Origin of the sequence: Phocaeicola acetigenes (genome assembly GCF_027529745.1) — a bacterium.
Classification (GTDB): Bacteria; Bacteroidota; Bacteroidia; order Bacteroidales; family Bacteroidaceae; genus Phocaeicola; species Phocaeicola acetigenes.
Genome location: NZ_JAPZVM010000001.1, coordinates 323,195 through 336,187, shown reverse-complemented (window position 1 = coordinate 336,187; position 12,993 = coordinate 323,195). Strand labels below are relative to the sequence as shown.

The following is a 12,993-nucleotide window of genomic DNA, read 5'->3' as shown; positions in this document are numbered from 1 at the left end:
GATCGGAAAACCTCATAAAACGGCCGTTTTTGTGTAGTGTAATCAAGTTGTGAGTAAATTTGCCGTATTTTTGATGGTCTATATGATACATATCGTCAGTTCTACTTTTGAAATTCCTGCATAAATTTCTGCAATTCGCCTTTAAATATTTTATTATGTAATGTAAATGACGAAATATCTGTCTATATGATATTTGGGTAGCTATAAATATTATAAAAAATTAGTGTATTTCCTTTTGTATTTCCGTTCTATGAATTTTAAAAGAGTTTTTAGAGGCTATTATACATGATGGATTTGCAATAGCGTAGAGAGAGGATTCTATCATGCAAAGACAAGAAATATGAGATGGGAAGTGTAATGTTTCTGATGTTTGTCTTATGTAAATCCCCCTTTCCGATTAAAAGGAAAGAGGGATCTTTGTATGGGGCTTATTGTACAAAAAGGAAGATTAAAAGAGTCTTTCTTTTGTTTATTTTAGCTGTTAAAATTGCAGATCGATAACAGTGTCTAGTGGATATGAAAAGCTTTATAAAACTTCTTTTTTTAGTTTCTTTTCGATGTCTGCTAGAAGCAACTTTAGGAGTTAGTGCAAGATCATATAGACCAGACTTCGTAGCAGTTCTCCATCGGGTGTAGAAGGATTGCCTATACCTTTGGATTTAGCATCGCATTCGCGGATTGCCCCAATAATCTGCATTACTTTAACTCCGCTGTATTTTTGCATTGCTATCATATAATCTTTGGATTGCCAGGGTGAACGAAGACCAAGTTGAGCTGCGATTCCCTGATCTGTTTTTTCCGGTGCATAGTAAGCGAGCATAAGATTTGCAAAGAAATTAAATAAAACAGCCAAGGTCACCTGCAATGGATTATTCTTGGGATTTTCTTCAAAATATTTTACTATCTGATTTGCTTTTAAGACGTCCTTTGCTATTAAAGCATTCCGTAATTCGAAGTTGTTGTAGTCTTTACTTATGCCAATGTTTCGTTCAATCAGCTCGGGGGTAATACGCTTTTGTCCGGCCGGAAGAGTGATAATTAATTTTTCCAATTCGCCCGCCATTCTGTTTAAGTCAGCTCCTACAAATTCAGCCATCATTTCGGATGCCTTCGGCTCTATTTCTACCTGTTTTCTTTTCAGATAGGAAGAAATAAAGCCTGGCAACTGAGCTTCCTTTAGTTTCTTCGATTCAAAGAGTACTCCGGCTTTTTCTATTTCGGCTGTAATTTTTTTTCTTCTGTCTAATGCTCCATGCTTGTAGCAAAAGACCAGAATAGTTGACGCTAAAGGTTTCTGGAGATAGTAAGTCAGCTCTTCTATATTACGTAAATGCTGAGCCTCTTTTACTACCACCACCTGGTATTTAGACATCATGGGGTAACGTTTGGCTGCATTGATAACCGTTGCAATGTCTGTGTCTGCTCCATACAGAACAGTCAGATTAAACTCCTTTTCAGTCTCTGTGAGCGCATGATTTACGAGATAATCGGATATACGGTCGATGTAATAATCTTCTTCTCCCATCAGAAAATAGATGGGAGAATAGACTTCATTTTTTAAGTTGCGGACAATCTCTTCGTAAGTAACTTCTTTAGCCATTTACCAATCAAACTTCAAATGTTTTACTGTTTTCTTTTCATCGATAATCATGCGTAAGGCAGCGATACCTATTTCTACGTGTTCATGCACAAAACGGCGTGTAACCATAGAATCGCTTTTGTCTGTCTTTACCCCTTCCGGTATCATGGGTTGGTCGGATACCAAGAGCAGAGCTCCTGTAGGGATATGATTCGCAAATCCTGTTGTAAAAAGCGTTGCAGTTTCCATATCTACGGCCATGGCACGTGTTTTGAGAAGATACTTCTTGAAGTCATCATCATGCTCCCAGATACGTCGGTTGGTGGTATACACAGTTCCGGTCCAATAGTCGCGGGAATGGTCACGGATGGCTGATGAAACGGCACGCTGTAACATAAATGCCGGAAGGGCCGGTACTTCAGGGGGATAATAATCGTTCGATGTACCTTCTCCCCGGATGGCTGCAATTGGCAGAATCAGGTCGCCGATCTGGTTCTTCTTGTCTATTCCTCCGCATTTTCCCAGGAACAGGCATGCTTTAGGCTTGATAGCGCTTAGTAAATCCATGATAATTGCCGCATTGGGGCTTCCCATTCCGAAGTTGATTATGGTGATTCCTTCGGCATGGGCAGAAATCATATTGGCGTCACGTCCTAAGATAGGTACATTAAACTTTTCGGCAAAAATTTCGACATAATTGTTGAAGTTGGTCAGCAGAATATATTCACCAAAATCCTCTAAGTTCCGTTTGGTGTATCGGGGTAGCCAGTTTGCTACAATTTCTTCTTTTGTTTTCATAATGTTTTTGTTTTTTAGAGTAAAATAGAAAGCGATTCGGTATGGTCAAACTTGAAAAACATTACTTTTCGTTTGCCGCTACACTCGTCTTTCACTACTTTTGTAAGAAATGTATGACCTATATATGCAAATGTACGAAATGTTGCCATTAAATTTACCACACTATTCTCATAAAGTTATCACAAAGACAGGTAAAAACTATATTTTTGATGATTTACGCAAGAAGTATGTAGCCTTGACACCTGAGGAATGGGTGCGTCAGCACTTTATTCATTTCCTGTTAGAGCAGAAAGGTTATCCCAAGGGATTATTGGCCAATGAGGTACAGATCTGCTTAAACGGGACGAAAAAACGGTGTGATACGGTGCTCTACGGGCGCAATCTGAATGCGCGGATGATTGTGGAATATAAAGCACCTTCAGTGGAGATTACGCAGGCTGTATTCGACCAGATTACCCGTTATAATATCGTATTGAAGGTAGAATACCTGATTGTGAGCAACGGGCTTCGTCATTATTGCTGTAAAGTGAACTATATGGATGGCACGTATGCGTTTTTGCCGGATATTCCTCCATACGATATGTTATAGAATAAAAAAAATCCGCAATACACGGAAAAGGTAAATGCCTTTTTATGTGTATTGCGGAATATAAGGAAGAGATAAAATGCTTTTATTTAATCTTGGTATCCAAGTGCTTTTCTGTCACTACTCCTGCCAATTCCGGGTCGATCATGATACGTCCACAGTATTCGCAAACGATAATTTTCTTACGCATACGGATATCCAACTGTTTCTGAGGCGGAATCTTATTGAAACATCCTCCACAAGCATCACGCTGTACATAAGTGATACCCAATCCGTTGCGTGAGTTCTTACGGATACGTTTGAATGCCTGAAGCAAACGAGGTTCGATAGTAGTTTCGAGGTTTTTGGTTTTTTCTCTCAACTTTTCTTCTTCCTGTTTGGTTTCAGAGATAATTTCGTCCAGTTCGTTTTTCTTCACTTCCAGATCTTTCTGGCGTTCTTCCAAAGCATGAGTACTTTTTACAATTTCCTCTTCTTTTGCTGCGATAGAAGCAGTATATTCCTTGATACGTTTTTCGCACAATTCTACTTCCAATGACTGGAATTCAATTTCCTTAGTCAATACATCGTACTCGCGGTTGTTACGTACGTTGTCTTGTTGAGCTTTGTATTTTTCGATAGAAGTTTTGGCTGTTTCGATTTCGATTTTCTTTCCAGCAACATTCGATTTCAGATCTTCTATCTCACCTTTGATTTTTTCAATACGTGTTCTCAAGCCGGTTACTTCGTCTTCAAGGTCTTGCACTTCGAGAGGAAGTTCACCTCTTAAAGTTTTAATCTTGTCGATTTCCGACAGCATGGTTTGCAACTGGTACAATGTTTTCAGTTTTTCTTCCACGCTCAATTCTGTAGAATCTTTTTTTGCTTCTTTAGCCATAGTTCTTATAAATATTTAATAGGATTCGTATTTATATGGGTTATCTGAGTGTTGAGGCTTGGGAAATACTCTTTAAGGAGATTCTGGAATATTTCCGTGGTATACTGTTCACTCTCGTAATGCCCTATTTCTGCAATTAATATTCTTCCTTCGTAGTTGAAATAATCGTGATATTTCACTTCTCCGGTAATAAATACATCTGCCTGAGCAGAAACTGCGTTAGGCAAAAGGAATGCTCCTGCTCCTCCGCATAAAGCTACCTTCCGGATAGGCCGGCCTGTAAGTCGGGAATGCTTTACGCATCCTGCTCCAAATATCTGCTTTACTTGTTGGAGAAAATCACCTTCATTGATTTCTTCCGGAAGTTCGCCTATCACTCCAGCCCCGGTTTGTGTCCATTGGTTAGCCAGTGGGTAGAAATCGTATGCCGGTTCTTCATACGGATGCGCGCCGATTAATGCCCGGGTTACAGATTGCTTTAGAAAAGCCGGCAGAATAGTTTCAATTCTTGTCTCATTTTCTTCGTGCAACTCTCCTATCGCTCCACAATAAGGATTTGTTTCCTCTCCTGCACGGAAAGTTCCCTTTCCTTCTATGTTGTAGCTGCATTTGTCGTAGTTTCCTATACATCCACAGCCGGCTGCAAACAATGCTTCCCGTACTTCTCCAGCCCGTTCTGTCGGAACAAAAGTGACCAGTTTAAGTAAGGCTTTTTCTTTGGCTTCGAGTATGGATACATGGTGTAAACCCAGTTTCTCGGCTATTTTATAGTTTACTCCCTGTGGAGCATTATCCAGATTGGTATGCATGGAAAAAATCACGATGTCGTGCTTGATTGCTTTCATCACGCAGCGTTCTACATAATCTTTCCCTGTCAGCGACTTGTAGCCTTTGAAAATAAGCGGATGATGCGATACAATCAGATTGTATCCCAATGCAATGGCTTCGTCTACTATCGCTTCGGTTACGTCCAGACACAACAATGCCCCTGTAGCTTCCACGTCTGTCAATCCAACTTGCAGTCCGGCATTATCAAATCCGTCTTGCAAAGGCAGAGGCGCGAACATCTCAAGGGCACTAATTACTTCCTTAATTTTCATATGTCGCGAAAATTTAAGGCAAAGATACAAATAATTTTTAGAATATCCGTCAATCTCGTTTTAAAAAAGCAAGGTAGGGATACAACTAGAGTTGTTTCGATGGACGCATGGTTTCTACATGCGGTTCTGATTAAGAATGAAAATGAAACAAGGAGCCTGCTATGGAGGTATTATTATTTTTGCCAGTCCTTTCAAGTAAGTACTGGAGTTTTTCCTTGAAAGTATTGTAATACTTACGGGCAAAAACTGCACTCATTACAGGTAATGAGTGCTAAGAGTCCATGTCTATATACGGAAAGACGTCTGTTAATTCGCAGTCCTCTCTATTTCTGATTTACCAGTTTAACATATCCCAACCGTGTATATTGTACTCCCCGGCTTTCGTAGTGCGACATAATTTTGGCTGAGGCCAGATGGAGAACTTCCTGTATGGAAATTTTGCGAGTATAGCAACTCAGTATTTCAGGAGACATACTTTTCCCTTTTGCCTTTATCAGTAGGGTAAATCGGTTTCCGTCGCGGTCGGCAGCCAATACTTGCTGGTCTACATAGAAATCAGGCTTATACCGGTCTACTTGTAAGCGTACATTGAGAACAGTGAGGTATTGTTCCCTAAGGGTTTCTCCTATTTGCCCCACAAAGCGACTGACGGATGAGATTTTTCGTTTTTGTGCAGTCAGTTCAAAGTGGACGGTAGAAAATTGCTTGGCGAGTTCCACAATACGCTCATACCGTTTTGTGGAAACTTCGAATTTATTGGCTAGCCAAAGTACGTAGGAAGGGTCTATATAATAGATTTCAGCCAGTCGTTTTCCCCGGTATTTTCCGAAAGGCATCAGGTCGTCTGTCAGACCATAATAAGCTTCAAAATAAGAATTATCTACTATTTCTACTTTGACATTGCAGTTTTGTAATAAGGTGAAAGCTCTTTCGGCTGCAACATCGAAAGTCATGGCCAGAGTACGGATAAAAAGCGGTGTGGAGTTGTCGGAAAAGAGTCTCCAAAGGGCATAATATGGGCGGTACGGAGTGGCAGTACTGATAGCGTATTTTCCATTTTGAACCGTTCGCCCTTGATTAAACGAGTCAATTTTTGTCTGTATGCCCGCAATCAGTTCTGGAGGTAGTTGGTAAAATACGGGACTATTGTTCATAAAATAACCTCCTTTCTTCATTATCTTTCGTGTAAGTTAAGAAGAAAGGAGGAAAAAAGCAAGTAATTTATCAAAAATCAGAAAGCAAGTACCATTATCACGTTATTGGAAGAATACATCATCCAAACGGCTTGTGTTTTCTTCTTCTATTTCGGTCAACTTGTCTTTGCAAGGATCAAAATCTTCAGGAATTTCAAAACATTCTTCCTGTGAGTATCCTAATGATTTGTCCTTATATACCTTATTCATAAATATACCCCATACTGGAAGAGCCATAGAAGCTCCTTGTCCGTCGCGCATGGTATCGAAGTGGATGTCACGCTCTTCACCTCCTACCCAGCATCCCGATACCAACGAAGGAGTGAATCCCATAAACCATCCGTCGGAGTTGCGGTTGGTAGTTCCTGTCTTTCCACCCATGTCTGCTGTAATATTATAAAGACGGCGAACACGTCCACCTGTTCCTTCATTGATGACTGCACGGAGCATAACCAGCATTTTGTAAGCACTCGATTCACTGATTACTTCTTCTACCTGTGGGGTGAAAGTAGCGATAGTATTGCCTTCGTTGTCTTCGATACGCGAAACAAACAAAGGTGCAGTGCGGATACCTCTGTTGGCAAAAGCAGTGTAAGCACTTACCATTTCGCCTACTGAAATTTCACAAGGACCCAGGCAGAGGGAAACAGTAGGCTGAATGTCTTTGTTCAATACTCCGAATGAGTGGATAAGGCGTGCCAATGCATATGGACTCAGTTTGCTCATCAGGTAAGCCGAGATCCAGTTATTAGAGTTGGCAAGTCCCCATTTTAATGTAACAATTTCTCCGTAATGCGATTTGGAGCTGTTGCGCGGAGACCATGCTTTTCCGTTTTCATCGAATAATGTTTGTTCTACGTTACGTACTTGGTCGCATGGAGAAAAACCATTTTCCATAGCCAATGCATACAGATAGGGCTTGATAGTAGATCCTACCTGGCGGCGTCCTACCATTGCCATATCATATTGGAAATAATTATAGTTTGGTCCACCTACATAGGCTTTCACATATCCTGTAATCGGGTCCATTGACATGAAACCTGCACGAAGGAAATGTTTGTAATAACGGATAGAATCCATTGGTGTCATAATGGTATCTTTTTCTCCTTCCCAGGTAAATACAGACATTTCTTCTTTTGTGTTGAAAGCTTTACGTATTTCGGCTTCTGTAGCACCGCTTGCTTTCATCAGACGATAACGGTCTGTCTGGCGCATGGAACGGTCTAAAATCTTGTCTACCTCCTCTTGGGTAAGCTGGTTGGTGTAAGGAGCTGTACGGCGGCCTTGTTTTTCTTTAAAGAATCGTGGCTGCAGATATTTGGCTACATGTTCATATACAGCTTCTTCGGCATAGCGTTGCATGCGGGAGTCGATGGTGGTGTAAATTTTCAGACCATCGGTATAGAGGTTGTAATTAGAACCGTCTTTCTTCTTGTTTTTTGCACACCATCCATACAGAGGATTGGTTTCCCAAGCCAGCGAGTCTTCGTAATATTTTTGCATCTGCCAGCCGCGGTACTTGCTGCGTTCCGGTTTTTTTGCAGTCATTACTCCACGCAGATATTCGCGGAAGTAAGTTGCCAGACCATCCTTATGGTCTACAGGCTGAAATTTCAATACCAAGGGCAACTGCTGTAAAGAGTCACATTCTGCCTCGGTCAGAAAACCTGCTTTACGCATTTGGTCCAATACGGTGTTGCGGCGTCCGCGAGAACGCTCGTTGAAACGGCGGGGATTGTACAGTGAAGGATTCTTGCACATTCCAATCAATGTAGCCGCTTCTTCTATAGTCAAATCTTTTGGATCTTTAGAAAAATAGGTCTTGGCTGCAGTTTTGACTCCCACGGCATTGTTTAGAAAGTCGAATTTGTTGAGATACATCGTAAGGATTTCTTCCTTAGTATAATATCGCTCCAATTTTACGGCAATCACCCACTCTATTGGCTTTTGCAACAAACGTTCCATTACATTGTCGGCCGTAGGCGAATAAAACTGTTTAGCCAGCTGCTGGGTAATGGTACTACCTCCTCCGGCATGTTTCTGCATGAAGATACCTCGCTTTATCAAAGCACGGAAGAAAGCCCGTATATCGATACCCGAATGTTCGCTAAAACGCACATCTTCTGTGGCTACTAAGGCATGAACCAAATGAGGGGATAAATCCTCGTAGCCTACATATACACGATTTTCCTTACTCAGCGACCAGGTGCCGAGCAACTGTCCATCGTCGGATATGATTTGGGTTGCAAACTTCAGATTTGGATTTTCAAGTTCTTCTACAGGAGGGACATAGCCTATCCATCCTTTTGAAATAGCTGTAAATACCGTAGCAACGGATAGAATACCGAGCACCATGAGTGCCCAAAGTATGTAGATGACTTTTTTTCTCATTGTTTTTGAGTTCGATACATTTGTGCAAATGTATGAAAAACTTTTTGTATGACAAAAGGTTGACGATATCGGTGTGTAGAAAAAACGTTACTATTAGCGTAGGCTGTATTATCAGTACCGCTGGTCTGCGTTTATAGCGATACAAATCTATGGTAATAGAAGTATTTGTAGTGATAATAGACTTGATGTTTTTGCTCACATTTTTTTGTAAAAATATATTTGGAATTCTTCTTTTTTCAAACGTTTGACATTCAACTGATAAAACCACAAAGTGATTCTGAAAACTGTTTTTCTTATCTATATAAAACATGCTTATTCGCATCTATTTTTGACAGTTCCGTTTTTTGCTGTTCCGTTTTTTTTGTTTACCTTTGAACTCCGGTTAAATAAAAACAAATATAAAACCGTTGATATGGAAAAAAGAAGCTTAGTTACTATTGCCGAACATTCCAAAGAGAAGATACTTTACTTATTGGAAATGGCAAGAGAGTTTGAAAAGAAGCCAAATCGCCGTCTGTTGGCCGAAAAAGTAGTCGCAACCCTTTTCTTTGAACCATCTACCCGTACCCGTTTGAGCTTTGAGACTGCAGCCAACCGCCTGGGGGCTCGAGTAATTGGATTTACCGATCCGAAAGTTACCAGTTCGTCGAAAGGAGAAACGCTGAAAGACACCATTATGATGGTGAGTAATTATGCTGACATTATTGTAATGCGCCATTATCTGGAAGGGGCAGCAAGATATGCCAGTGAGGTGGCGCCAGTGCCAATCGTAAATGCCGGTGATGGAGCAAACCAACATCCTTCACAAACTATGCTCGACCTTTATTCCATATACAAAACACAGGGAACACTGGAAAATCTGAATATTTATATGGTAGGTGACCTTAAATATGGTCGTACCGTACATTCTTTGCTGATGGCCATGCGCCATTTCAATCCTACATTCCATTTTATTGCTCCAGAAGAATTGAAGATGCCTGATGAATATAAATTGTACTGTAAACAGCATCATATCAATTATGTAGAGCATACTGATTTTACAGAAGAAACAATTGCCGACGCTGATATTTTGTACATGACTCGTGTACAGCGTGAACGCTTTACCGATCTGATGGAATATGAGAGAGTGAAGGATGTATATATTCTTCATAATAAAATGTTGGAACATACTCGTCCTAATCTGCGTATTCTGCATCCGCTTCCTCGTGTAAACGAAATTGCTTATGATGTGGATGATAATGAAAAAGCATATTATTTCCAGCAAGCACAAAATGGTTTGTACGCTCGTCAGGCTATTTTATGCGATGTTTTGGGTATTACCTTGGACGAAGTGAAAGCCGATACATTAAAATAAAAATAAGAAAGTCTTATGAATGAAAAGAAAGAACTGCAGGTTGCCGCTTTAAAAAACGGTACTGTGATTGACCATATACCTTCTGATAAATTATTCACAGTGGTTTCGTTGCTTGATTTACCTCATATGGATACAAACATAACCATTGGTAATAATTTTGAGAGTGCAAAATTGGGAAAGAAAGGAATTATTAAAATTGCTGACCGCTTCTTTACTGATGAGGAAATCAGCCGTTTATCGGTTGTTGCTCCTAACGTAAAACTGAATATCATCCGCGATTATGAAGTGGTAGAGAAAAAACAGGTGGTGATGCCCGATGAGTTGAAAGGCATTGTAAAATGCAATAATCCTAAATGTATTACTAATAATGAACCCATGCAAACCTGGTTTCATGTAGTAGATAAGGAAAACGGAATATTGAAATGCCATTATTGCGAAAAAGAACAGCATAAAGATAATATAAAGCTGATTTGATGAAGCAGAACTGGAAACCCGGAACAATGATTTATCCGTTGCCTGCCGTTTTAGTTACATGCGGAAGCAATGAGAGTGAATATAATATTATTACCATAGCGTGGGTCGGTACAATTTGTACCAACCCTCCTATGTGTTATATCTCTGTACGGCCGGAACGCCACTCCTATCCTATTTTGAAGAAAAATATGGAGTTTGTCATTAATCTGACAACGAAGGATATGGCTTATGCAACCGACTGGTGTGGGGTACGTTCCGGAAAATCTTTCAATAAGTTTGCTGAAATGGGACTTACACCTGGTAAGTGTGAGGTAGTAAGTTGTCCTCTTATTGAAGAATCGCCGCTGTGTATAGAATGTAGGGTGAAAGAGATTATTTCTTTAGGCTCGCATGATATGTTTATTGCTGATGTGGTAAATGTGAAGGCGGATGACAAGTACCTGAATACGGAAACTGGAAAATTTGAACTGGCACAATCCAATTTACTGGTATACGCCCACGGAGGATACTATGAGTTGGGAGATAAAATTGGCAAGTTTGGATGGTCGGTAGAAAAGAATAAAATAAAAAATACCAGATAGCATGAGAAGAATAGCCTTACTTATATTACTGTGGCATTTCTTTGTGTGTGCAGACTTATGGGCACAATCGGCAGAGAATTTGCAAAGTGGTGTGCACGATGCCAAGGTTAATATAGGAGTAAAGGCAGGATTCAATTCGTCCATGTTTTTTATTGATGAATTCAAGTTGGGTGATTATTCACTTGATCATATTCAAAATAATTATAAAGTAGGATATTTTGCCTCTTTTTTCGTTCGCTTTAATCTTAAGAAGCATCATTTTCTCCAGACAGAAGCTTCCTATCATATTGCAAAAGGAAGTATTTCTATTAATCAGACTACAGAAAACATTGATTTTTTGAAAAGTAATGCATTGGTCAAGACGACAATTCATTCTGTCGATGTTCCTTTGCTTTATGGATATAAATTTGTAGATGTTTATCCTTACGGTATGGCTTTTTTCGTTGGTCCTAAAGTTGCCTATACGTGGGACAAATACACGAAATGTGAATATACCGGTTTTTATCAACAGGATATAAAGGAGTCTATACGCCCATTTAATTTCAGTGCGGTGATAGGACTGGCTGTTAATGTCTCCAATATCTTTTTCGATTTCAGATATGAGATGGGGTTACATAACATGTCTGAGGGAGTTGATTTCAATCGGGGAGTTACAGAAGCCCCGTATAACGAACAGGAAATAATAATCAAACGCCGGCGGAATGTGATGAGTTTTTCTTTAGGCGTGATTTTTTAATATTCATTTATCTTTAAAAGACAGGATTATATGAAACGAGACGATTTAATTTTTGACATTATTGAGAAGGAGCATCAGCGTCAGCTTAAAGGTATTGAGTTGATTGCTTCCGAGAATTTTGTAAGTGATCAAGTGATGCAGGCAATGGGTTCTTGTCTGACAAATAAATATGCCGAAGGTTATCCGGGAAAACGCTATTATGGAGGATGTGAAGTAGTCGATCAGAGCGAACAGATTGCTATCGACCGGTTGAAACTGATCTTTGGAGCTGAATGGGCAAATGTACAGCCTCACTCTGGAGCACAGGCTAATGCTGCTGTTTTTCTCGCTGTATTAAATCCTGGTGATAAATTCATGGGCTTGAATCTGGCACATGGAGGTCATTTGTCTCATGGTTCTGCAGTTAATACATCGGGTATCATCTATCATCCGTGCGAATACAATCTGAATAAGGAAACCGGAAGAGTAGATTATGATCAGATGGAAGAAATTGCATTGCGTGAACGCCCGAAAATGATTATCGGTGGTGGTTCTGCTTATTCTCGTGAGTGGGATTATAAACGTATGCGTGAAATAGCTGATAAGGTAGGAGCTATTTTTATGGTAGATATGGCTCATCCTGCCGGATTGATTGCTGCAGGTTTGCTGGATAATCCTGTGAAATATGCACATATCGTAACTTCTACTACTCATAAGACTTTGCGTGGTCCGCGTGGTGGTGTAATTATGATGGGTAAAGACTTTCCTAACCCATGGGGAAAGACAACACCTAAAGGCGAAATTAAGATGATGTCTCAGTTGCTGGATTCTGCTGTGTTCCCTGGTATTCAGGGTGGTCCTCTGGAACATGTAATTGCTGCTAAAGCTGTGGCTTTTGGGGAATGTTTGCAGCCGGAATATAAGGAATATCAGAAACAGGTACAGAAGAATGCTGCTGTCCTGGCTCAGGCCTTGATGGATCGTGGTTTCACTATTGTATCGGGTGGTACAGACAATCATTCCATGTTGGTAGACTTGCGTAGCAAATATCCGGACTTGACTGGTAAAGTTGCAGAAAAAGCTCTTGTATCGGCTGATATTACTGTGAATAAGAATATGGTGCCGTTTGATACTCGTTCGGCATTCCAGACTTCTGGTATTCGTTTAGGTACACCGGCAATTACTACACGTGGAGCAAAGGAAGACCTGATGTATGAAATTGCTGAGATGATTGAAACTGTATTGTCGAATGTAGATAACGAAGAGGTTATTGCATCGGTACGCGCACGCGTCAATAATACAATGAAGGATTATCCTATTTTCGCGTATTGATAAAAGGAATCTG

At 40.3% G+C, this 12,993-nt stretch carries 12 protein-coding genes; 6 read left to right on the top strand and 6 right to left on the bottom strand.

What is annotated here, in order from left to right:
- Window positions 1-583: 583 nt before the first annotated feature.
- Entirely contained in the window at window positions 584-1,600 is a 1,017-nt protein-coding gene (gene holA, locus O6P32_RS01460; protein WP_269876408.1) for a DNA polymerase III subunit delta, read from the bottom strand.
- A complete protein-coding gene (locus O6P32_RS01455; protein WP_178266829.1) occupies window positions 1,601-2,377 on the bottom strand; it encodes an AMP nucleosidase in 777 nt (258 codons plus the stop codon).
- Between the two features lie 139 nt (window positions 2,378-2,516).
- Between O6P32_RS01455 and O6P32_RS01450 the strand changes: the two genes are divergently transcribed.
- Window positions 2,517-2,966, top strand: coding sequence for a type I restriction enzyme HsdR N-terminal domain-containing protein (locus tag O6P32_RS01450; protein ID WP_178266830.1), 450 nt, complete (start codon window positions 2,517-2,519; stop codon window positions 2,964-2,966).
- A gap of 82 nt (window positions 2,967-3,048) precedes the next feature.
- Here the strand turns inward: O6P32_RS01450 and O6P32_RS01445 are convergent, their stop codons facing one another.
- From O6P32_RS01445 to O6P32_RS01430, 4 genes are all read right to left on the bottom strand, one after another.
- Entirely contained in the window at window positions 3,049-3,840 is a 792-nt protein-coding gene (locus O6P32_RS01445) for a zinc ribbon domain-containing protein (RefSeq protein ID WP_178266831.1), read from the bottom strand.
- A 5-nt stretch (window positions 3,841-3,845) separates the two neighbouring features.
- Window positions 3,846-4,940: a Nif3-like dinuclear metal center hexameric protein gene (locus O6P32_RS01440; RefSeq protein ID WP_269876405.1), complete on the bottom strand. Its 1,095-nt coding sequence runs from the start codon at window positions 4,938-4,940 to the stop codon at window positions 3,846-3,848.
- 323 nt (window positions 4,941-5,263) lie between these two features.
- A complete protein-coding gene (locus O6P32_RS01435; RefSeq protein ID WP_178266833.1) occupies window positions 5,264-6,094 on the bottom strand; it encodes an exodeoxyribonuclease X C-terminal domain-containing protein in 831 nt (276 codons plus the stop codon).
- A gap of 102 nt (window positions 6,095-6,196) precedes the next feature.
- Window positions 6,197-8,524: a transglycosylase domain-containing protein gene (locus O6P32_RS01430; RefSeq protein ID WP_269876403.1), complete on the bottom strand. Its 2,328-nt coding sequence runs from the start codon at window positions 8,522-8,524 to the stop codon at window positions 6,197-6,199.
- 412 nt (window positions 8,525-8,936) lie between these two features.
- On the opposite strand from O6P32_RS01430, the gene pyrB reads away from it, so the two are divergent.
- The 5 genes from pyrB to glyA are packed head-to-tail and all read left to right on the top strand — an operon-like array spanning window position 8,937 to window position 12,980.
- Window positions 8,937-9,878: an aspartate carbamoyltransferase gene (pyrB, locus tag O6P32_RS01425; protein ID WP_178266835.1), complete on the top strand. Its 942-nt coding sequence runs from the start codon at window positions 8,937-8,939 to the stop codon at window positions 9,876-9,878.
- A 15-nt stretch (window positions 9,879-9,893) separates the two neighbouring features.
- Window positions 9,894-10,352, top strand: coding sequence for an aspartate carbamoyltransferase regulatory subunit (pyrI, locus tag O6P32_RS01420; protein ID WP_269876402.1), 459 nt, complete (start codon window positions 9,894-9,896; stop codon window positions 10,350-10,352).
- Window positions 10,352-10,933: a flavin reductase family protein gene (locus O6P32_RS01415; protein WP_178266837.1), complete on the top strand. Its 582-nt coding sequence runs from the start codon at window positions 10,352-10,354 to the stop codon at window positions 10,931-10,933. Before pyrI ends, O6P32_RS01415 begins: the two co-directional genes overlap by 1 nt.
- 1 nt (window position 10,934) lies before the next feature.
- Window positions 10,935-11,669 carry a porin family protein gene (locus tag O6P32_RS01410; RefSeq protein WP_269876401.1) on the top strand — a complete coding sequence of 245 codons (735 nt, stop codon included), beginning with the start codon at window positions 10,935-10,937 and terminating at the stop codon, window positions 11,667-11,669.
- Between the two features lie 30 nt (window positions 11,670-11,699).
- Window positions 11,700-12,980 carry a serine hydroxymethyltransferase gene (gene glyA / locus O6P32_RS01405; RefSeq protein ID WP_269876400.1) on the top strand — a complete coding sequence of 427 codons (1,281 nt, stop codon included), beginning with the start codon at window positions 11,700-11,702 and terminating at the stop codon, window positions 12,978-12,980.
- Window positions 12,981-12,993: the final 13 nt, after the last annotated feature.